The organism is Aureisphaera galaxeae (genome assembly GCF_028561275.1).
Lineage (GTDB): Bacteria > Bacteroidota > Bacteroidia > Flavobacteriales > Flavobacteriaceae > Aureisphaera > Aureisphaera galaxeae.
Map to the genome: position 1 here is coordinate 613,079 of NZ_JAQQTF010000006.1, position 22,609 is coordinate 635,687.

Sequence of the window (22,609 nt, forward strand, 5' to 3'; positions counted from 1 at the left end):
ATTTATAGGTTTGTAGTTGTCAAAGATATAAGGACTATCCTAATCTGGCAAGGGTTGAATATAAAAGCCCTTGAGCGAAACCATTTCCATAACATCCCGTTCCGAAATGTATTCTGTAGCTTCAATGCGCAATACATTGTCGATGTCTTCCAAGTCTACATTCCACCGAAGGATTTCCACGTTTCTATTGAACAATAGCTTTAACGACTTTACTTTCTTCTTCGACTTTATATCCGTTCGAAACACAAGTAGCCCCATAGATGGTTATGAATTATCGGGTTCTGATTCGTCTAATTTGTTTTCTTCTTTATCTTCTTCGCCTTCTTTGCTTTGTTGGTTCTGGCGTTCTATGTACTTTCTGAAGTACTCATCTCCTTCTTCTTTCCAAAACTGATCGTAATGCTTCCATTTGGAGAAATCAGTCTTCGACTTCTTCTTGGAATGGTGCTTGGACTTTTTGGAAGAACTCTTCCCTCCAAATCCGCTACAACCCAACAAAAGTTTAAAGAGAATGATGAGTCCTACTGCTTGCCAAAAGCTAAGGGTGGTCAATCCGAAAAGTTCGGGCATGAGCCAGTTCCACAATCGCATTACGATATAAGCGAACAGTGTGGCGAGTCCGGCGATGAAGATTCCCCCGAAAATGATCGTTCCTATGATCTCAGCGGGCGACTTTTCCCTGAATTTATGGGTGAAAAAATTTGTCATGATCTATCTATTTATGTTTTTTAAATTCTTGTTCTATTTCTTTGTATAAGATCCCTATGGCTCTATGCCTTCGGGACATGAGCGTTCCTTCGGGAATGCCTGTTTCTTTTGAAATTTCCTTATAGGTGTACCCCTCAAAGTCGACCGCAATGATGATACTGCGATAGGCAGGTTTTAGCCGTTCTATACAGACCTTAAGGACTGCGATCATCTCGTCCGATGTATACCGATTGGTCGGTGCACCGACCATTTCGGTCAACTCCAATAGTGCATGCTCTACGTCTACGGAATCGGTTCGTGGTTTGGTTCTCATGAGATCGATGATCCGGTTTTTCAACGATCTGTAGACAAACCCGGCCACATTGTGGATGGGAGCGTACCGGTCTGCTCCCGAAAATAGTTTCAACGCCACATCCTGTACAATGTCCTCTGCATTGCTATCGATGGTGTCACTTATTTTGGCATTTACATACCCTTTGAGGGATTGGTACTCCTTGCCGAAAAAGTCGCTTAGTTTTTTACTATTTTCTGATTCCGATTCCATGTACACCTTTTGCAAAGGGCTTTCGATTAAAAAGACGAAGCTTTTTTAATCTATTGCATTTTTGGGGAATATTTTTTGAAAAATATAAAGGTAGTCCAAAGTCAATTTCCCAGCGATTGAAAAAAAAAGTAGCATACCTCCCTATTTTTAATACATTTGCAACGATTTAGCATTTTTTGAAATGAGACTATTTACAAAACATATGAATGTAACTGCCTTAAACGGAGCTATAAGAGCTGTGTATTTTGGTAGTACCGAAATGCAGATCTAAACGACGAATCATCTTTATAACATAGATAGAGCCTCTCGTTTAGAGAGGCTTTTTTGTGCTACCTATTTTCCGGAAACCCTTATTTAATTTATTTCAAAGACAATTAAAACATCATGTTAAAGCTACTATTCTCAATACTAATTTTTTCAATCCGAAACATTCGGGAGAGGTAGCTATTGTCTTTAATTAACCCACTTATTTGCAAGCCTCTCTTCCCGAGAGGCTTTTTTATTAATTTTAATTTTATAAAGATGAAACGCACATTAAATCTTAGAAATATAGGAATCATAGCACATGTAGATGCAGGAAAAACGACCGTAACCGAACGTATGCTTTATTATACCGGACTGACCCATAAATTAGGTAACGTAGACGACGGTAATACGGTAACCGATAGTGATCCTCAAGAAGCGAAACGAGGCATTACGATATCGTCATCGGCAGTTTCTACCCAATGGCAATTGAATGACCAGTTGTATGACATCAATATCATAGATACGCCTGGTCACGTCGATTTTGCTGTGGAAGTGGAACGTTCCCTACGGGTATTGGATGGTGCCATCGCTATATTCTGTGGTGCTTCTGGTGTACAGTCGCAGTCGGAATCCGTTTGGATGCAGTCCGATAAGTACGGAGTTCCCAAAATAGGATTCATTAATAAGATGGATCGTATTGGGGCCGACTTCGAGAAGACCGTTCAGCAAATTGAAGCGACCTTTGGTATACAAACCTTGGTCCTTCAAATACCGATAGGAAGCGGTGATGAATTTGAAGGCATCATAGACATTGTTTCCCAAAAAGCGATGTATTGGAATACATCCGATGCTGGAAATACATGGACGAGCCAAGCCATCCCTGACGGATATGTTCAGAATGCTGAAGAACATCGAAATCAATTACTGGAGCAGATTGCTGGGTATGATGATGTATTCATGGAAGCGTTTCTTGAAGAACTTCCCATTACTGAGGAAATGATTCATGATGCTATAAGACGGATCACACTAGAGAGAAGTGCCATACCTATACTTTGTGGTTCTGCATTTAAGAATATTGGAGTACAACCTTTATTAGATGCGGTAAGCAGGTATTTGCCTTCGCCTTTAGATCTTGACACTGTAGAAGGATACAATCCAGAAGAAAATATCCAACAGACAAGAAATCGAAACGAAGACGAAGTATGCACGGCATTTGCTTTCAAGGTGCTTACGAATAAATATGTAGGAACGATCGCTATGGTTCGGATATACGCTGGAAGTATTATTCCGGGTAGTTTTTTACTGAATCCTAGAACCGGAAAGAAAGAACGCATCAGTCGTATCATACGAATCCAAGCGGATAAGATGGATGAAATGAGCCGTGCTGTTGCCGGAGATATTTGTGGTTTGATTGGTGTGAAGAACGTAACCACGGGAGATACCTTGACCGAATTGAATGCTCCTTTTGTATTGGAAGCCATTCAATTCCCAGATCCCGTCATTAGTTTAGCCATAGAGCCAAAAGCTAAAAATGATGAAAAGAAGTTTGGTGAGGCCTTGGCTAAAATCGCTAGTGAAGATCCTTCCTTACAAGTAAAGGTTGACCCACAGACAGGACAGACCCTATTACTTGGCATGGGAGAATTGCATCTAGAAGTACGTTTGGAACTCCTACGGAGCCAGTTTGGACTGGATGTGAATCAAGGAGACCCAAAGGTGTCCTACCGAGAGCAATTGACATCGACGGTCACCCATCGCGAAGTGTTCAAGAAACAATCCGGTGGTGATGGTCAGTATGCCGATATTTCTTTTGAAATTGGACCTAGGGACGATGCCGAAAAAGGATTATTGTTTATCAATGAAATAAAAGGCGGGGTGATTCCTAAGGAATTTATTTCCAATGTAGAAAAGGGATTCATTCAAGCCATGAAAAACGGTGTCCTTTTGGGCTATCCTGTGGAGAGCATGAAAGTCATCTTGTTCGACGGCGGAACGCACGAACAGGATTCCCATGGGTATGATTTTGAAATTGCCGCCGTACACGGATTTAAAGCCGCTGCCCAACAAGCGGGAGTGGAATTATTGGAGCCCATCATGATTGCCGAAATCACCTGTCCTGAAGAATTTTTAGGAAAGATAACGGGGGATGTCAATCGAAGACGGGGAATGATCACGTCCATTCACGAAAGTGGACAGAAGCAGACCGTGGTGGCCGAGGTACCTTTAAAGGAAACCTTTGGTTACATATCGACCGTGAGAACCCTAACCAGTGGCCGTGGTTCTGTAAGTCTCCATATGGATTCTTACAAACCGGTTCCACAAGGTATACTTGAAACGATAGACGTTTAATTAAAAGAAGCTACCCGATTTTCGAATTGGGTAGCTTTTGTTTTGGACAATTAGTTTTTGGAAAATTATTTTAGTTTTGAATTGTTAGACTAGAAGCTTTTAATCTTTTTCTATTCTGCTAAGAAACACTCCCAATTCTGCCAACCAATAAAAGTTAGTGGCTCTTTTGGTTTCGGAAAAGCTTTCAGAAAGACATTGCTCAACTTCATTAAACACCTCCTTTACTTCTACTGTTAAGTTATCAAGGTTTTCTGATGTTGAGAGATGAACAATAAATTCAGGAGTATATGCAACTCTCAGATAAATTAAACCGCTGACCCCATTGTCAATAGTGAAATTAAGTTTTTCTGTGATTTTCATATCATCCATTCTATCACTGAATTTGTTTATTCTACTTTCAAAGGATTTATCATCATGGCTTGAAATTTTCCAAACGCACTCAAAAATGAATTCTCTCTTATCAGGTTTTATTGGAGATGGGATAGTATGGAATTCTTCTAAAATATCTACTATGCGATATGACGTTTCAGGGTCATTTGGAAATGGGTCCTCATCATTTAACGCGGCGATCTTACTTGCTTTCTCCCAATCTACGCAATCCAGACTAAGAGACTCAGCATATTCCAACAGTTTTTTCTTTTCGCCTTCAAACTCTTCATGAAATAATGATTTTTCAAATTCAGATATGTCTGCAGAATACATCATTGGGCGTGGATGCATCCAACAAGCAAGTTCAGCATTTGGACCAAATGAATAAACCTTGTTTGGTGGATAATCTTCAAAATATTGCTGGATTCCTACATCACCGGTTAAAAAGAGAGATTTTTTCCAAATGATCTTATCAACTTCCATCTGGCGTGTGACATGTGGATGCAAATCTTCTTGAGCTACACATGAATAATAAATGTAGAGTGCTAGATCATTTTCTTTGTTATAAAAACAGAAGTCATTGAGTTGAGACATATGAATTCTTTCTGGTCTTTCCCAATGATTACTTAATCCGATAAGGAAGTCGTATTCTTTAATTATCTCACTATTTCTTAAAATAAATGTTTCACTGTTTATAGGTAAACTGAATTTCTCAATCTTATACCTCCTATATAAATCTTTGTTATCAGTGAAATATGGAATTCCGAATCGAACTGCAATATATTCACTTTCTAATGTTTGAGATATTTGAGAAACCAAAACTTTCAATACTTCGGTCTTTAACCTATCAATTGAATTTAAATAGACATTTCCATTTAGAACCGCTTCAAAAGCAAATACGCTACCAAAATGACTACCGGAATTTCTTATATCTAAGCTGTTAAATGGACGAAATTGATTTGGAGTATATAAGCTTTTCTCATTTATTCTAATTTCCGTCCCCTCATCTAAATTAAGTTCGGGCAACTTTTCTAATGGAAAGCTAACATCCTGCGGTAGTTTCCTTACGATGAAGGGGATAGATACTGAATTTTTCAAAAGGTGAATTTTTTCACCTTTAAACCAAATCTTTCTTAGTATCGGAGTTTCAAGTACAATATCTACAATTTCATGTCCTTCCAACCATTTTAAATCAAAATCAGGGTAATTATCTAAATATTCTCTTTTACTCTGTGGAGATAGTTTTCCAGAAGTACAAAAAAAACCATTTGAGCATTTAAATTTATTAAGAGCTATAACAATCTCATCTGTCTCTCTTGTACCTGATGTCTTATTGAAGTCGTAATGAAACTTACATTGGGTTACTACTTCTTCTCCCCTAAGGTTAATAGAAAACACATCTCTTTTTCCATCACCAGTCCCATCAACAATTTTCACATTCCTATGATTAAAATGCTGGGTAAGGATATCTCCAATTAGAAAGGGAAAATCAAGCTCATTAATTCCTTCTAAATATTGTAATTTGTCTTTAGGTTTTCCTGGCATAATTAATCATTAAATCTTCATGCCACATTTGGTTAAATGATATAAAGTAAGATATCACTAGTTTTAATTAACTATATCTGTCTTTAGGCTAAGTTATCGGTTTTCAAACTAAAATCTCACAAGGTTTTCCTTGTTTCTATATCCCCCACCCCTCTCGATATTCTCTTTTCACCCACGCATTGGCGGGATCGTAATTGGTTACTTTCATATTTTCTCCATCCCATTTAATGGTGCGACGACCGGGATAGTTATAAGGCGCCCATTGGTTGGCTTCTTTCCCTTCCTTTAATACCTTTAATTGATAGGCCTTAATGGCCAAATTCCCCATCAACACAGCTTCCGTTAATGGGCCTCCGTAGGAGAAGGGTGACGAAGTACTGCTTCCGTTGATGCAAGCTTCCACAAATTCGCCTTCATGTCCTGTGGTAACACGTTGTATGGTTTGGGTAGGAGGCACAAAGTCTTGCATTTTATCTGAAGGCAACAAGGTGGGATTTCGTGAATAGGTACCTGTCACCATAATACCCTTATCCCCATAGAAGATACTACCTCCTCCGCTATCCCCGGGCATTTCTCCATCTTTCAATTCAGAAGGGAGATCGGGCATAATACCACCATCGTACCAGTTCAAGGATACATCCCCATGAGCTTCAGTGTCGAATTTTAAGCGGACAATGGAAGACGGCGGGCAGGTTCCTTTGTAATTCGCTTCCACAAAGTCACCCGACCACACGGTCGTACAACTGGCTTCGGCTTCATAGGGAAAGCGCAGTCCCAAGGTCTTAAAGGGCGTTTCCATGATATGGCAACCCATATCTCCCATGGCTCCTGTTCCAAAGTCCCAAAAGCCACGCCACTTAAAGGGTAGATAATTGGAGTTATAATCGCGCATAGCAGCGGGGCCCAACCATAAGTCCCAATCTAAGGTATCGGGAATGGTTTCTTTTTCGGTGATGCTTTTAAAGCCCTGTGGCCAAACGGGTCGATTGGTCCAGCAATCCACTCGGTTGACTTTCCCCAACATTCCCGCATTGATAATTTCCTGAGCCAGTCGAATGCCATCCCCAGATGCTCCTTGGTTCCCCATTTGGGTGACAATACCATTTTCTTCAGCCACCTTCGCCATGAGTCGAGCTTCATAGATATTGTGGGTCAACGGTTTTTCTACATAGGCATGCTTTTTGGCCTTCATAAAAGGTAAGGACGCCACGGCGTGGGTATGATCTGGAGTGGCGACCATGATGGCATCGATTTCAGAAAGATGGTTGTCATATATATTTCTAAAGTCCTTATAGATCTTCGCTTTGGGATGGGCAGCAAACGTATTAGCGGCTCGCTTGGCATCTACATCGCACAAGGCAACGAATTTTACTTTTTGGGTCTCGAAGAGATTATTGCACACACCGCCACCTCGTCCGCCCACGCCAATCCCAGCCATATAGAGTGTATCACTGGGTGGTACATGGGTTTTCCCCAAAACAAAACTGGGGACAATCGTAAAAGCCGCTCCTGCAGCGGCCGATTTTTTGAGGAAAGAACGTCGTTTCATGGGAAAGTGTTTTTGGTTGAATTTCCTAAAGGTATGAAAATTAAGGGTTTCTATTTCTCCTTCTCAGTTTTCATAAATCAAGGGCATGAAGTACGCTTAATTTTATACTTTTAATTTCGAACACGAGCCATGCGATATATGAAACGATTAATATTCTTGTTTATAATTCCTTTGGTACTGGGTAGCTGCAGTAACGATGATTCCAGCTCCCAACAAGGAGATGGAGTGGAACTATCTGCACAGGATCTCACTATTACCATAAATGAAAATCCTGAAGAAGGTGCCTTTCTCGGTCAACTACAAGCGACCAGCAATATAGATGGAGAGTTCCGGTTTTTAGTAGAATTTACCGATTTCCCAGAGGCCTTAGTCCTGAATGAAGATACGGGCGAATTCACCGTAAACGATCCTACAGATTTCAATTTCGAACTCAATGAGCAATTGGTATTTAATATCCGGGTATCGGTACGGGCACGGATTGAAAGGGTCCTATTAACCATCAACATCACCAATCTTGAGTTGGAAGGGGAATTTCCCGGACAGGTGGAACTCACATCCCAAGAACGGGTGGATTTCTTTGGAAGCAATCGGTACGAATCCATCGCTAGAGACCTTACCATTGGCGGTACGGTTCCCGACGGAGAAACACCCATTACCAATCTACTCGCCTTGAGGGATCTAAAAAATGTAAGCCGCATATTAACCATAGAAAATGCAGATGAATTGCCCACTCCCAATGGTTTGGAAACTTTGGAATCTGTGGGCGACCTTATGATTGAGAACAACGATGCCCTGAACGATATCACCCCTTTTTCGGACCTTACGGTGACGGGCGATTTTGTTATACACAGAAACCATAGTATCGTGGATATGATAGGTGCACCAACTATTTCAGTAGGAGAAACTCTTACCATAAGTGAAAATGCGGGGCTATTGTCCATTCAAGGCTTTGGGGGAAATTCCCAAGTTGAAGGGATATCGATCATTCAGAATGCCTTCCTATCTAATATTACCGCCTTTGGCAGTTTGGAAACCATGAGTGGGGATTTGCTCATTATAAACAACCCCAATCTTTCAAACCTTGACTTTATGAGCAGTCTAAGGGAAGTGGGAAATCATATCAATTTCCATAAAATCCCTAACGCACCCACGATTGCCCTTCCCAGTTTGACCACTGTACAAGGGGATTTTTCTGTGGCAAGTAATAGCGCTGTGACTGCAATTTCTGGCGTAGAAGGGCTTACCTTTGTAGGAGGTAATTTCGAAATGGTAAACAATAGCGGCTTAGGCGATTTTTGTGCGTTTATCAATCTCATTGAAAATGCTGGCATACAACAGAACTATATAATGCAGGGCAATAATTACAATCCTACACAACAAGATATTTTGGATGGTGATTGCTCCTTATAAAACAAGGCATGAAAATTATAAAGGCTACTTCGGAACATTTGGATATACTTACCACACTTTTTGATGGTTACCGTGTCTTTTACAAACAAGATTCCGATCTGAAAGCTGCAAAGAATTTCCTGAGGGAACGTTTCAAAAAAGAAGACTCCATTATTTTTCTTGCCTTAAACGAACATGGAAAAGGCCTTGGATTCACCCAACTCTATCCCAGCTTTTCTTCCGTATCCATGCAACGGGTATATATCTTAAACGATCTCTATGTGGATCCCACTGCTCGAGGTCTAGGAGTGGGTGCTGCCATCATGGAACGGGCTAAGCAATTTACGAAGGAACAAGGGGCCAAAGGGCTTACTTTGGAAACCGCTACAGACAACCCGGCCCAAAAACTGTACGAACGTTTGGGGTGGGAAAAAGATACCGACGTTTTTCATTACACTTGGAAGGCGTAAACTGATCCATTTCCCGTATTTTTGTATACGAATGAACCACATTATGAAAATCAGGTTTTCCCTTCTTTTCTTATGTCTTACTCTTGGGACCGTAAGTTCCTCCTTGCGTGCCGAGGAAATCGATTATGATTTTCGTTTCGACATGGCCTGTGAGTACTATATAAATGGCTTGGAAATACCTGAAGATATACTGCTGGATGTGGTTCCTTATTCGGATGAAGAATTTTCTACCTTTTACTACAGATCGGCCGAAGAACTGGAAGAATTTGGATATGAATTCTTTTATGATGTATCTGGAAAGATATTTGAAAAGGCCTTTGTGCCTGAGAAAAAAGCCTTCTATACCGCCTCCTTGCGATTGGCTAGTTTTGCTGATGGGGAATTTGGCGAATATTATATAGAGGAATTGGAAGATATCATAGCTAAGGACACGGGTAGGTTCTGTGCCATGGCTAAGGGTCAATCCTATTCAAAATTCAACCCCATAAAATATTTTTTAGAAGCAAATAATTGCGATAACCGTTTTAATTAAATCACCTATGGATCACCTAACCAAACTTGAAGAGATGTTGGACCAGGCTAACCTGGACATTAAAGATGGATTGTACGAGCAAGCTTCGAACAAGCTTGAAAAAATTATTGATATCGATCCTAACTTCGGAAAAGCCTATAACCACTTAGGGTACCTGTACGAGGTAAAATTCAAAGAGTACGAAAAGGGAGAAACCCTATACAAACTCTGTATCGAAAAAACACCTATGTACCCCAGTGTCTATTATAACTATGCCATCCTGCTTTCCACCCTTGGAAAATGGAATGATTTAAAGGACCTATTGGACAAAGCCTTGAACATTCCTGGGATTACCAAGTCCACCATTCTGAATGAATATGCCATTATGTACGAACAGCAAGGCGAGTTGGACAAGGCCATCGATTACTACCGTCAGACAGGATTGAGCACCTTGGATAAAGGAGTGCTGGATCGTGCCAAAACCTCTATCGAGCGTTGTAAGTCGAAGAAAGAATTGTTTTAATGCGCATTGACATCATTACCGTACTGCCGGAACTCATCCAGAGTCCGTTCGAAGCTTCTATTTTAAAAAGGGCCATAGAAAAAGGATTGGTAGAAATTCATTTCCACAACCTTCGGGATTATGCGTCCAATAAATACAAGCAAGTGGACGACTACCAATTTGGTGGGGGCGCGGGTATGGTCATGATGATCGAGCCCATCGACAAATGTATTTCCGGATTGAAGGCCGAACGGGACTATGACGAGGTCATTTATATGACCCCAGATGGTACTACACTTAACCAAGGCATTTCCAATGAACTTTCGTTGAAGGGCAATATGATCATATTGTGCGGACATTATAAAGGCGTAGATCAGCGGGTACGGGATCATTTCATTACCCGCGAAATCTCCGTTGGGGATTTCGTATTGAGCGGGGGCGAATTGGCTGCGGCTGTCTTGTGCGATTCTGTCATCCGATTGATTCCCGGTGTACTGAGCAATGAAACCAGTGCCTTAACGGATAGCTTTCAAGACAATCTTTTGGCACCACCAATCTATACTCGTCCCGCCGAATACAAAGGCTGGAAAGTTCCGGACATATTATTAAGCGGGCATAACGGTAAGATCGAAGAATGGCGTGAGGAACACGCATTGAAGCGCACCCAAGAACGCCGTCCCGACTTACTGAATGATTAATTTACTATTAAACCAACTTTAATGCTTAAAAAAATAGATAAAGTAATGGCAGCTCTGGGTAATATTAGAGCTATGGAAAGATTACATGTAGATACCTATACCGAAAACTTAATTGAAAATATCCCAGGAGACCTAATCGCAGAATCTTCCGAGGGCCAATTATTTGTAGGCGCTCAAGAATTAAATGGCTATTATTTTCTGGAAGCTACCTTTTTAAGCAGTTTGGGTTTTAAGACCCAAAAAGGAAGTCACTTATCCTTTACCGGCGGCAAGAGTGATTTGGACCTAAAAAGCGACACCCTAGAAATAAAAAGTGAATATTCCAATGTTTCCCGCCGTTATATGACGGACGTTAGTTTTGAAGTCACAAGGAATGAATTAAAACGTATTGTACAGGGAGACTTCAAACAAGTCCAATTCACTTGCAAGAAGAAAACACTTACTTTTTTAAAAAAGGCATAAAGAAGGGAGGTTTCGACAGTCATGACGAAAACTACACCCACTATACTAGAGACACACCGAGTTCCCGAACTATCCGAAAAACAGCGCTTGCAGGATTATGCTGTTGGAATTTTCAAGAGGATTATCAGCCGAAAGGGCACCAAAAAAGCTATTAAGGCAGGCCGCATCTTTGTAAATGGAATTAAGGGGCATACGGGCGATTGGATCAAAGGCGGAGAAGAAATATGTCTGTACGAAGCTGTGGTGTCCAAGAAACCAAAATTGAATATTCCCTTAGATGTATTGTTTGAAGATGACTACTTGGCCGTGGTATTCAAACCTGCTGGCGTCTTGGTAAGTGGTAACAAACGCTTCACATTAGAAAATGCCCTCTCCTTCAATTTGAAAAAAAGCAGTCAACTCGATGCACTGCAGCGTCCTGAACCCATTCACCGATTGGACTATCCTACAACAGGTGCGTTGTTGATTGGAAAAACGGCAAGTATCGTAATACAGCTCAATGCTCTTTTTGAAAATCGGCAGATTGAAAAGCAGTATGTGGCCGTAACCCAAGGGATCATGCAGAAAGCAGGTTTTATTGAAACCGAAATTGACGGAAAAGCTTCCAAATCGGAATTCCAGAAATTGGATATGGTCAATTCAGAACGATTTAAGGCATTGAATTTGGTGTTGTTGCAACCACATACGGGAAGGCGGCATCAGTTGCGCAAACACCTTTCTGGGATGGGCAATCCCATCTTAGGGGATTCGCTGTACACAGAAGAAGCGCTACTTCTGAAGGGAAAAGGCCTGTACCTACATGCCTATTCGCTCTCCTTTCAACATCCCATCACAGAGAAAGCGATATTTTGTTCGGCCCGCTTGCCAAAGAAGTATTTGAAAATATTTCCTGAGGCGCATACGTTATTGGGAGAATAGCTACGACTCCTCGATACATTCCAAACTTTGTTTGAAACACTCGGAGTCCAGAGAGCAGCTATTTTGGAAGGAGATCGTTACAGTTTTGAATTTGTGCAGCTAACGGACTTCGAGTGTTCTGCCAAAGGCAGAAAGTATCGAGAAGTCAAAATAGAAAGAAAAAGCCCCCTAACCCCTTGCCAACTTGCAAAAAAGACCTATTTTTGCAGTCGATTTACCCCAACCTCTGGCGATAGACGTGAATGTTGTTGTAAACGTAACACTATCAAAACATTAAAAATGGAAGCGTTAGTTAAATTTGTTCAAGACGAATTTGTAACCAAAAAAGAATTCCCTCAGTTTGGTGCAGGGGACACAATCACGGTTTACTATGAAATCCGTGAAGGTGACAAGAAAAGAACCCAGTACTTTAGAGGAGTTGTTATTCAGGTAAAAGGAACAGGAACTTCCCAAACCTTTACCATTAGAAAAATGTCTGGAACCGTTGGAGTAGAGCGTATCTTCCCAATCAACATGCCAGCATTGCAAAAAATTGAAATCAATAAGAAGGGTAGCGTTCGTAGAAAACGTATTTACTACTTCAGAGGACTTACTGGAAAGAAAGCAAGAATCAAAGAAAAGAGAGCTTAAAAGTCCACCAAGAGCATACGGAAAAGGCGACTCCCACTGGGGTCGCCTTTTTTATTGACAATTGTTAATAACTCGCGTTAGTAAATTGTTAATCTTTAGGAGCTTAGATTATTTGGAAATTAAAATTCTTCAACTACTTTAGTACCATCGAAACGGGCTAACCCCCGCAGAGATATTAAAGTAACGTTCTTTAAAACTGTTTTTTGAATTGCCTGAAATGATCAGGGTACCTGTACCCAGGCCACTAGATGAAAAAAACAGGAGCAGTACAGACGGAACATAGATTGGTTATTATCAATAGATTCGAAACTACTGTTCATCTTTGGAGAAAATCACGGTCGCAAGGGATTAATCAACTTGCACACAGGACCAAGCAGCAATGTGAGGGACTGGCCGGTAACGATTTCCTTCACAAGGAGCCATATGATTGTAGCAATACAGACATATGGCTTTTCTTGTTTTTGGCCCTTTCCTAACCTCCTGTAGAAAAGTAATCTTCGCTTTTTAAACCGCCTTTCAATTCATTATCTTTGCAAGCCTGTGCGCGAAGCGCACCTCAATTATAACTTCATTAAACATTCAGAAACAAATGACAGATATCGCCAAGATCATTTACACTAAGACCGATGAAGCACCAGCTTTGGCAACCCGTTCCCTACTTCCTATCGTAAAAGCATATACCGCGCCCTCTGGGATCGCAATCGAAACCCGCGACATTTCCCTAGCCGGTAGAATCATTGCCAATTTCCCGGAATTCCTTACCGAAGATCAACGCATTGATGACGCCCTTGCCGAATTGGGGGAACTGGCCAAAAAGCCAGAGGCCAATATCATTAAGCTTCCCAACATTAGTGCTTCCATTCCTCAGCTTAACGCTGCCATCGAAGAACTTCAGGCAAAAGGATATGCCCTTCCCGATTATCCGGAAGAGCCAGAAAATGACGAGGAAAAAGCAATCAAGGCGAAATATGATAAAATAAAAGGGAGTGCTGTAAACCCTGTCCTTCGCGAAGGAAACAGTGATCGTCGTGCTCCTAAAGCGGTAAAAAACTATGCCAAGAAAAACCCACACAGAATGGGTGCTTGGAGTTCCGATTCTATATCACACGTGGCGACCATGTCTTCCGGGGATTTCCGAAGCAACGAAAAGTCGGTTACCATTGCCAAGGCAGGTAGTTTGCAAATTGTATTGACGTCCGCTGGAGGAAATAAAACTGTATTAAAGGAAAGCGTTCCTGTATTGGAAGGAGAAATTGTAGATGCTACTTACATGAGTAAAAATGCACTATTGGCTTTCCTTAAAGAGCAAGTGAAAAGTGCCAAAGACCAAGGGATTTTGTTCTCCCTACACATGAAGGCGACCATGATGAAGGTGAGCGACCCCATTATTTTTGGGCATGCCGTTCGTGTATTCTTCGCCGACTTGTTCGATAAACATGCAGCTACTTTCGAAGAAATCGGAGTGGATGTAAATAATGGATTTGGGGATCTGATCTCCAAATTGGACGAGCTTCCTGCCGATAAAAAAGCAGAAGTAGAAGCCGATATAACAAGTGCTTTCGAAAACGGTCCCGACCTGGCCATGGTAAATAGCGACAAAGGGATTACCAATCTGCACGTACCAAGTGATGTAATCATCGATGCTTCTATGCCTGCTATGATACGTACTTCGGGACAAATGTGGAATGCTGAGGGAAATCAGCAAGACACCAAAGCCGTTATTCCCGATAGCAGTTATGCTGCTTTATACCAAGCTACCATCGATTTCTGTAGAGAGAATGGCGCTTTCGATCCTTCTACCATGGGTACCGTGCCTAACGTAGGATTGATGGCTCAAAAAGCAGAAGAATACGGATCCCACGATAAGACCTTCGAAATTCCAGAAAATGGAACCGTATCCGTAATCGACCAGGATGGAACGGTTTTGATGGAGCACAATGTTGAAACCGGAGACATCTGGCGTATGTGTCAAGTAAAGGACCTTCCTATTCAGGATTGGGTGAAGTTGGCCATTAGTCGCGCCAAAGCTACTGGATGGCCCGCAGTATTCTGGCTGAACGAAGACCGTGCCCACGATGCGCAACTTATTCAAAAAGTAAATGCCTATTTACCCAATCACGATACCGCTGGATTGGAGATTAAAATACTATCCCCTGAAAAAGCCACGCACTATACCCTAGCACGTGTTAAGAATGGGGAAAACACGATTTCCGTTACCGGAAATGTACTAAGGGATTACCTAACCGACCTTTTCCCAATTCTAGAACTGGGAACCAGCGCGAAGATGCTTTCCATCGTTCCATTAATGAATGGTGGTGGATTGTTCGAAACGGGCGCAGGAGGATCGGCTCCAAAGCACGTACAACAATTTAACGAAGAAGGGCATTTACGTTGGGATTCCTTAGGTGAATTCTTAGCCTTGGCCGTTTCCTTGGATCATTTGGGAGAAACTTTCAATAACGATAAAGCCATCGTTCTAGGGGAAGCCTTGGATGATGCCACAGAGAAATTGTTGGAAAACAAAAAAGGACCTTCCCGTAAGGTAAATGAAATTGACAACCGCGGAAGTCATTTCTATTTGGCTTTGTATTGGGCGGAGGCTTTGGCCAATCAAGATAAAGATGCTGCCCTTAAAGAGCGTTTTGCTCCTGTAGCTTCTCAACTCTTAGAAAACGAGACCAAAATCATGGACGAATTGAATGCCGCTCAGGGAGACGCTGTCGATATTGGAGGATATTACGATCCTGTTGAAACCCTGGCTTCCAGTCAGATGCGACCCAGCGAAACGTTCAACTCGATCTTGGAAAGTATCCAATAATATTCCAAAATATATGTTAAATCAAAGCCCACCGTATTGGTGGGCTTTTTTTTGTAACTTATCTTTATAAAAACTTTTGCCATTTGAAAAGAATTTTTACCCTCGCTTTCGTGTTGGTAACATTCGCCGTTACCGCCCAACAGAAATACACAATTAATGGAACTGTAACTGAAGCTGCTACCGGAGAAACCCTCATCGGTGTTAGTGTTATTATTCCTGCATTGCAAACCGGAGCCATCACCAACGAATACGGCTTCTATTCTATCACCTTGCCACAAGGGAATTATGAGGTGGTATTCAGCAGCCTAGGCTTTGTTGCAGAACGACTCAACATATCGCTTACGGAAAATATTACCCAGAATATTTCCTTGAACAACGACACCGAACAATTGGACGAGGTCGTAATTAGTGCCGATGTGGAACGGGCCAATATCAAAGCACCACAAATGAGTGTCAATACGCTTACCGCAGGAACCATAAAAAGCATTCCTGTGGTACTGGGAGAGGCCGACGTGATAAAATCCATCTTGCTTCTACCGGGAGTCACCAATGCTGGGGAAGGTTCCTCGGGATTCAATGTGCGTGGAGGGGCAGCAGACCAGAATCTTATCTTATTGGATGAAGCAACCATCTTCAATTCCTCCCACCTTTTCGGTTTCTTTTCCGTGTTTAATCCAGACGCCATTAAAGACGTAAAACTGTACAAAGGAGGAATTCCTTCCCGATATGGGGGTAGGGTTTCTTCAGTACTCGAAATCTTTCAGAAAGAAGGGAATATGAAAGAACTTAAGATCAATGGTGGAATTGGAGCCGTAGCCAGCCGACTCTTGGCCGAAGGCCCCATTGTAAAGGACAAATCGGCTTTCTTGGTAGGAGGTCGTGCTTCGTATGCCCATTTATTTCTCCCCTTGTTCGATATAGACAACAGCGCCTATTTCTACGATCTCAACACCAAGATCAATTACCGCATCAACGATAGGAACAGTATTTTCCTTTCAGGTTACTTTGGTAGGGACTTATTCGATATTAACGACAGCTTCACCAATATCTATGGAAATGCGGTAGGTAACTTTAGATGGAACCATATCTTTTCCGATAAATTATTCTCCAACCTCTCCTTAATCTATTCCGATTATTTCTACGGATTGGAACTCGATTTCGTAGGCTTCGAATGGAATTCGGGCATTCAGAATTTCAACCTGAAATACGACCTTAAGCACTACTTAACCGATAAGCTTCAGATCAATTACGGAGCCAATAACATTTACTACAGTTTCAATCCCGGAAAGATTGAACCGAATAACCCCGATTCGGGGATAGTGGAAGAGCAACTTATTAAGAAGTATGCGAATGAGTCAGCTATCTATGTAGACGTAGAGCATGACATCACCGATAAACTTAGTGTACAATATGGCTTGCGTTTGAGTCATTTTATTCGATTGGGACAAGATGAACTGAATGTATACCGTGATAACAATCCAGTAGAATTCGATCCTTTCCTACTAATTTATCAAGAAGCCGAACCTATAGATGTAGTAGCATCCAGTAGAAGCGATCAGTTAGAGTCCTTTACGAATTTCGAGCCTAGGATATCGGCATCCTACGCTTTTAATGACGATTTCTCGATCAAAGGAAGTTATACGCGATTGTCCCAATACCTGCATTTGCTTTCCAATACCAGCTCCCCTACTCCTTTGGATGTTTGGACGCCTAGTGGACCCTTTGTAAAACCACAACTGTTGGATCAGTATGCCTTTGGGGTTTTTAAAAATCTGAGCGATGGGGATTTCACCATAGAAACTGAAGTGTACTATAAAGACATTCAAAACCGAATCGATTATATAGACGGAGCCGACCTTATCGCCAACAACGCTATTGAGCAGGTCATCCTTAACGGAGAAGCTAGAGCCTATGGATTCGAGTTCCTCCTTCGGAAAAACACAGGAAGACTGCAGGGTTGGTTGGCCTACACCCTTTCCAAATCCGAACAACGAACGCTCCCGAGAAATGAGAATGAAACAGGGATCAACTTTGGGGAATGGTACAATACACCGTACGACAAACCCCATGATATTTCCATGTACGCCAATTACGAACTGGACGACAAATGGAGTTTCAACACCAATTTTGTCTTTCAAACAGGACGCCCGACCAATTACCCCATTGGGCAATTTGAATTTCAAGGCGTAGTTGTGCCTTATTTTGGTTTACGAAATGTTGAACGCTTACCGAGCTATCATCGTATTGATATTTCAGCCGTACTAAAACCCAGAAAAAACAAAGGCCGTAATTGGCAAAGTGAATGGGTATTTAGCGTATACAATGTGTACAACAGAAGAAATGCCGCTTCCATCAACTTTAGGGAAAATGCGGATACCGGAATTAATGAAGCCGTACGTACCTCCATCTTCGGAATCGTACCTGCGGTAACCTATAATTTTAAATTTTAGGAGATGAAAAAGTTACTCCTCTCCATCTTCATTTTTACGGGATTGTTGGTTTTCAGCTCCTGTGAAGATGTTGTGGATGTAGATATTACCACCGAAGAACCCCGATTAATTATCGATGCTTTGGTTCGGGTAGATACCAGTGAGGCGAACACACAAATGTTCGTGAGGGTGGCTGAGACCAATTCCTTTTTCGAGGCCTTGCCTCCTACCGAATTGTCTCAGATGACCTTACTCAATATGGACAATCCTATGCCAGCCATTTTCTTTGGTGAGGTAGAACCTGGTTTGTATGCGACCACTATTTCCACAGAAACCCTTATGCAAGATACTTGGGTATTACAGATCAATTTCGATAGGATCATTTTTGTGGCCTTTGCCACCTTCCAACCTACCTCTCCTATTGAAAGTATTACGCAAGGAGACGGCAGTGTTTTCGACGAAGATGACACCGAGGTAATCGTATCGTTTACCGACAATGGTGACCGGGCCGATTTCTATTTGTTCGATTTCGACTTTGGAAATTACCTGGTAACGGAAGACGAGTTTTACCAAGGACAGAATTTTGAGTTCTCCTACTTCTATGAAGAAGAATTGAATCCGGGCGATGAAGTTGAAATAAGCATCATGGGAGTGGATCAAGAGCTATATAATTACATGGATAAACTGATAGAACAAAGTGATCGTGGCTTTGGGTTGTTTGAAACACCTGCAGCTACCGTACGTGGAAACTTCGTTAATGCGACGGATATAGACAATATTGAAATTTTCAATAATGTCAACTCCCCCGACAATTTTGCTTTGGGCTACTTTGCCATAGTACAAGAACACAAACAAACATTTACCATTCAAGAATAATGAAAAGACCTTTTGTCTTCCTACTCCTATTAGCTATGAGCCTCGGGTTTACCTCCTGCGAGGACGTTATCGAAGTGGATCCCCCTACCGAAGAACCACGGCTTATCATCGATGCCTTAATTCGAGTAGATAACACGGAACAATTTACAGAAGCTAGGGTATTCATTACCCTGACAAGCTCTTTCTTTGAAAGTCCTACCCCAGTCTCCGTAGACCAAATCACGATGTTGAATGTGGACAATCCAGGATCTTCGGGTCCCGACTCGGGCGTTCTTAATGAAGTTGCTCCCGGAGTATACTCCAAGTTTTTCACTACCGCAGAGATTTCTCAAGATCGGTGGTTGTTGCAAGTAAATTATCAAGGTGATATTTATGTTGCTTTTGCAGAGTTTGTCCCCTCTGTACCTATAGACGGTGTTGAGCAGGGTGACGGATCCATATTCGATGAAGATGATACGGAAGTCATCGTCACGTTTACGGACGAAGAACAACGTAATGATTTCTATCTATTCGATTTCGATTTCGGAAATTTTCTGGCCACTGAAGATGAATTTTATCAGGGACAAACCTTTCAGTTTTCCTATTTCTACGATGAGGAATTGGAAGTGGGTGAGCAAGCAGAAATCAGCATATTGGGAATAGACCAAGAGTTTTTCAATTATATGACTACCCTTATTGAGCAGAGCGAAGGTGATTTTGGTCCTTTTGAGACCCCTGTGGTTACGGTACGGGGCAATTTCATTAATGCGACCGATATCGATAACGACGGAACCTTCAACAATGTAGGCGATCCGAACAATTTTGCCTTGGGTTATTTCGCCATTGCCGAAGAATATAAAACGACTTTTGTGGTTGAGTAAATTGACCTTTCAATACACTATAAATCTTTGTTTTTTTGAAATCAAGATGCCAAGGGATGCAGTATTAATGCGTACTTTTGAAAAACCTAAAAAATAGACCCTTGTCGTTCACAAAGACCACAGAACAGGATTCCCATTACGACAATCTCGAAAACATGAGTGTTCGGGATTTATTGGAAAATATGAACCGTGAGGACAAAACGGTGCCCTTGGCGGTTGAACGTGCACTCCCTCAAATTGAAATTTTAGCAGAGAAAGTATCCGAAGCTTTAAAAAATGGAGGACGCCTTTTTTATATGGGTGCTGGAACCAGTGGCCGTTTAGGAATTGTGGACGCCAGTGAATGCCCTCCCACTTTCGGAGTACCCCATGATTTGGTTATTGGATTGATTGCCGGAGGGGATTCTGCCATTCGAAAAGCTGTAGAATTTGCTGAAGATTCTAAAGATCAAGGCTGGCAAGACCTTATGGGATATGACATTTCCGAAAATGATATCGTTATTGGTATTGCCGCTTCGGGAACTACTCCCTACGTAATTGGCGCTTTAGAAGCTTGTAATGAAGCGGGAATTGCCACGGGATGTATTACCTGTAATGAAAACAGTCCACTGGCCAATACCGCACAGTATCCGGTCGTCGTCGTCGTAGGACCGGAATTTGTAACGGGCAGCTCCCGAATGAAGGCAGGAACCGCCCAGAAATTGGTATTGAATATGATCAGTACCACGGCCATGATTCAATTGGGAAGGGTGAAAGGAAATAAAATGGTGGACATGCAGCTTAGTAATAACAAGCTTGTCGATCGTGGAACACGCATGGTCATGGATGCGTTGGAAATTAAAGAAGATGAAGCCGAGTTTTTACTGAAACAATATGGCAGTGTTCGAAAAGCTATAGATGCCTATAAAAATGGATGAAACAAATCAGAGATTCACGGATAAGAAATTACTGGTAAAGGGATTAAAACGTTTGGCGCTTTCCATTCCCGTTTTGGTGCTTACTACCTATGCCCTCACCTTTGCCTTTTTGAATAAGGAAGTCCTTCCTTTATACATCGTATTGCCCTTGGGGATTATTGGCGTCGTTGCCACGGTATTCCTAATGTTTGGTGGGATTAAGATTATTCTGAAATCTGTATTTGGTTAGAGGATACCTATCACCAAAAATCCTAGATAGGTTCCCAGTGCATTGCCCAATGTCCCTACCAAAATCGCTGGAAGTATCAATTCCTTTCTTTGAAAGGTTTCTGCTAAAGCAATGGCTGTAGTCCCGCCTCCTATATTTGCTTGGCTAGCTATGGAGATCATTTCCCAATCCTTGTAAAAAAGACTTCCTAATAGAATAAGGATAATTCCGTGTATGAATACCGTAAGTGAAGCAAAAACAAGCAGTGTAGCTCCTATGCTTTTAAGCTCAATAACGGAACTTATTTCGCAATACGCTCCTATCACGGCCAAAAACAAGTACACCAAATACAGTCCCAAGGCTTGCGATGCTTTTAGTTTGGCCACAAATCGAGTCTGTGCCAATAGAATCCCTATAGTCGTAAGCGTTAGAATAGAGGGGATTTGAGGCAATACTTCGGCTATCAACTCCGAAACGAAGTAGGCACCTACGCCTAAGAAAGCTAGCCAGACGAAGGAATGGAGGTCCATCTTCTTATCCGCATCCTGGGAGGAGTCGTCGGATATTATTTCTACTTTTTTGTCTTTCCAGAAGGATCTTAAGAAAACGGGAATCACCAAGGTAATTATAATCCATAGGGTTGTCACAACATTATCTACTGCAATAGTACCTGCATACAAAACCCCACGTTCTTGAAAATTGTATTCTAGTGCAATAGCGTTAAAGTTTACGCTGCCCCCTGTATATGTTCCCGTAAGCATACCTGCAATGATTCTACCATCCTCCCCAATTACGTTTTGGGGTGAAGTGAGGTACCATGTAGCAAGTACTCCTAATGTGGTGGCTATGGATCCTATAATGAACAATACGATCATAGGCGTTCCTGCCTTTCGTATGGTTCTTAGGTTCACGTCCAGTAATAAGTAGAAGATGGATATGGGAGCTAAATACTTAAATATCCCGTCATACAAGGGAATGGCATTGGAGGCTGAGGGAATTAATTTAAAGTTGGCAATGATAGCGGTAAAGACAATTACGAGTAGGGCCGTCCCGAACTTCTTCCCGAATTTGGTTTTGGCGGCATAGAATGCCAGTATAACCATGGTGCATAGCACAAACAATACATAAATAGGATTTTCAATAAACCTCATTCGGTATGGTATATGAGTTGGGCTCTTTTGTCTTTAAACGAATAAGATAGCATCTCATACAAATCTAAACCTTTTTTTCGGGTTGTTTGAAAAGGGAAATGCGTGGTGCAGGTATTTAGGGGGGGTAACATTAGAATTTAGTGCATAAAAAAACCCTCCACAATAATGTGGAGGGTTCTGTAAGAAGGCGGCGACCTACTTTCCCGCGTTGCAGTATCATCGGCGCAAACGGGCTTAACTTCTCTGTTCGGAAAGGTAAGAGGTGAGCCCCGTCGCTGTAACCACCTTAGTTTTATGACCGTCCGGCCTGTTTGCCGGATCCTGTCATCCTGGATCGGTCCAGGAAAATATCGTGACATAGAGGGAAAAGGGATGCGTTTGCATCGTTTACTGTTAAAAAGAGTGTGCCGCCCCCCGGAGGGGGCGTGCGCGTACATAAGCTTACGGGTTATTAGTACCG

General features: G+C 41.9%; 21 protein-coding genes and 1 rRNA gene. 15 read left to right on the top strand and 7 right to left on the bottom strand.

Features of this window, described 5'->3' with window-relative positions; genetic code table 11:
- Positions 1 to 39: 39 nt before the first annotated feature.
- From POV27_RS13115 to POV27_RS13125, 3 genes are read right to left on the bottom strand one after another with little or no spacing between them, the layout of a single operon-like run.
- Entirely contained in the window at positions 40 to 258 is a 219-nt protein-coding gene (locus POV27_RS13115; protein ID WP_272863230.1) for a hypothetical protein, read from the bottom strand.
- A gap of 6 nt (positions 259 to 264) precedes the next feature.
- Positions 265 to 708, bottom strand: coding sequence for a hypothetical protein (locus POV27_RS13120; protein WP_272863231.1), 444 nt, complete (start codon positions 706 to 708; stop codon positions 265 to 267).
- A 7-nt stretch (positions 709 to 715) separates the two neighbouring features.
- Positions 716 to 1,252: an RNA polymerase sigma factor gene (locus tag POV27_RS13125; RefSeq protein WP_272863232.1), complete on the bottom strand. Its 537-nt coding sequence runs from the start codon at positions 1,250 to 1,252 to the stop codon at positions 716 to 718.
- Positions 1,253 to 1,774: 522 nt separating this feature from the next.
- Here POV27_RS13125 and fusA point away from each other — a divergent pair.
- Positions 1,775 to 3,847, top strand: a complete 2,073-nt coding sequence (fusA, locus tag POV27_RS13130; RefSeq protein WP_272863233.1) for an elongation factor G — start codon at positions 1,775 to 1,777, stop codon at positions 3,845 to 3,847.
- A gap of 99 nt (positions 3,848 to 3,946) precedes the next feature.
- Here the strand turns inward: fusA and POV27_RS13135 are convergent, their stop codons facing one another.
- Positions 3,947 to 5,761, bottom strand: a complete 1,815-nt coding sequence (locus POV27_RS13135) for a restriction endonuclease (RefSeq protein WP_272863234.1) — start codon at positions 5,759 to 5,761, stop codon at positions 3,947 to 3,949.
- A 136-nt stretch (positions 5,762 to 5,897) separates the two neighbouring features.
- Positions 5,898 to 7,310, bottom strand: coding sequence for a Gfo/Idh/MocA family oxidoreductase (locus POV27_RS13140; protein WP_272863235.1), 1,413 nt, complete (start codon positions 7,308 to 7,310; stop codon positions 5,898 to 5,900).
- A gap of 138 nt (positions 7,311 to 7,448) precedes the next feature.
- Between POV27_RS13140 and POV27_RS13145 the strand changes: the two genes are divergently transcribed.
- The 14 genes from POV27_RS13145 (at position 7,449) to POV27_RS13210 (ending at position 21,019) form a co-directional block, all read left to right on the top strand.
- Positions 7,449 to 8,720, top strand: a complete 1,272-nt coding sequence (locus POV27_RS13145; RefSeq protein WP_272863236.1) for a putative periplasmic lipoprotein — start codon at positions 7,449 to 7,451, stop codon at positions 8,718 to 8,720.
- A gap of 8 nt (positions 8,721 to 8,728) precedes the next feature.
- Positions 8,729 to 9,169, top strand: a complete 441-nt coding sequence (locus tag POV27_RS13150) for a GNAT family N-acetyltransferase (protein WP_272863237.1) — start codon at positions 8,729 to 8,731, stop codon at positions 9,167 to 9,169.
- Positions 9,170 to 9,212: 43 nt separating this feature from the next.
- Positions 9,213 to 9,701 carry a hypothetical protein gene (locus POV27_RS13155; RefSeq protein WP_272863238.1) on the top strand — a complete coding sequence of 163 codons (489 nt, stop codon included), beginning with the start codon at positions 9,213 to 9,215 and terminating at the stop codon, positions 9,699 to 9,701.
- Positions 9,702 to 9,708: 7 nt separating this feature from the next.
- Positions 9,709 to 10,203, top strand: coding sequence for a hypothetical protein (locus tag POV27_RS13160; protein ID WP_272863239.1), 495 nt, complete (start codon positions 9,709 to 9,711; stop codon positions 10,201 to 10,203).
- Positions 10,203 to 10,880, top strand: a complete 678-nt coding sequence (gene trmD / locus POV27_RS13165; RefSeq protein ID WP_272863240.1) for a tRNA (guanosine(37)-N1)-methyltransferase TrmD — start codon at positions 10,203 to 10,205, stop codon at positions 10,878 to 10,880. The genes POV27_RS13160 and trmD overlap by 1 nt, the downstream gene beginning before the upstream one ends.
- Positions 10,881 to 10,901: 21 nt before the next feature.
- On the top strand, positions 10,902 to 11,342 hold the full coding sequence (locus tag POV27_RS13170; RefSeq protein WP_272863241.1) for a hypothetical protein: 441 nt from the start codon (positions 10,902 to 10,904) through the stop codon (positions 11,340 to 11,342).
- A gap of 21 nt (positions 11,343 to 11,363) precedes the next feature.
- Positions 11,364 to 12,260: an RluA family pseudouridine synthase gene (locus tag POV27_RS13175; protein WP_272863242.1), complete on the top strand. Its 897-nt coding sequence runs from the start codon at positions 11,364 to 11,366 to the stop codon at positions 12,258 to 12,260.
- A gap of 279 nt (positions 12,261 to 12,539) precedes the next feature.
- Positions 12,540 to 12,890 carry a 50S ribosomal protein L19 gene (rplS, locus tag POV27_RS13180; protein WP_272863243.1) on the top strand — a complete coding sequence of 117 codons (351 nt, stop codon included), beginning with the start codon at positions 12,540 to 12,542 and terminating at the stop codon, positions 12,888 to 12,890.
- A 589-nt stretch (positions 12,891 to 13,479) separates the two neighbouring features.
- Positions 13,480 to 15,708, top strand: coding sequence for an NADP-dependent isocitrate dehydrogenase (locus tag POV27_RS13185; RefSeq protein ID WP_272863244.1), 2,229 nt, complete (start codon positions 13,480 to 13,482; stop codon positions 15,706 to 15,708).
- Between the two features lie 83 nt (positions 15,709 to 15,791).
- Entirely contained in the window at positions 15,792 to 18,158 is a 2,367-nt protein-coding gene (locus POV27_RS13190) for a TonB-dependent receptor (protein WP_272863245.1), read from the top strand.
- Positions 18,159 to 18,161: 3 nt separating this feature from the next.
- On the top strand, positions 18,162 to 19,013 hold the full coding sequence (locus POV27_RS13195; protein WP_272863246.1) for a DUF4249 family protein: 852 nt from the start codon (positions 18,162 to 18,164) through the stop codon (positions 19,011 to 19,013).
- Complete coding sequence (locus POV27_RS13200; RefSeq protein WP_272863247.1) at positions 19,013 to 19,873, top strand: DUF4249 family protein; 861 nt, start codon at positions 19,013 to 19,015, stop codon at positions 19,871 to 19,873. The genes POV27_RS13195 and POV27_RS13200 overlap by 1 nt, the downstream gene beginning before the upstream one ends.
- 101 nt (positions 19,874 to 19,974) lie before the next feature.
- The gene (gene murQ, locus POV27_RS13205; RefSeq protein WP_272863248.1) at positions 19,975 to 20,790 is read left to right on the top strand and encodes an N-acetylmuramic acid 6-phosphate etherase; all 816 of its coding nucleotides are present in this window, start codon (positions 19,975 to 19,977) and stop codon (positions 20,788 to 20,790) included.
- On the top strand, positions 20,771 to 21,019 hold the full coding sequence (locus POV27_RS13210) for a DUF6095 family protein (protein ID WP_272863249.1): 249 nt from the start codon (positions 20,771 to 20,773) through the stop codon (positions 21,017 to 21,019). The genes murQ and POV27_RS13210 overlap by 20 nt, the downstream gene beginning before the upstream one ends.
- Here POV27_RS13210 and POV27_RS13215 read toward each other — a convergent pair.
- Both POV27_RS13215 and rrf read right to left on the bottom strand, forming a co-directional pair.
- A complete protein-coding gene (locus tag POV27_RS13215; protein ID WP_272863250.1) occupies positions 21,016 to 22,149 on the bottom strand; it encodes a DUF819 family protein in 1,134 nt (377 codons plus the stop codon). The two genes, POV27_RS13210 and POV27_RS13215, sit on opposite strands and share 4 nt — an antisense overlap.
- Before the next feature lie 182 nt (positions 22,150 to 22,331).
- Positions 22,332 to 22,438: ribosomal RNA gene (gene rrf, locus POV27_RS13220) — 5S ribosomal RNA — on the bottom strand.
- Positions 22,439 to 22,609 lie beyond the last annotated feature (171 nt).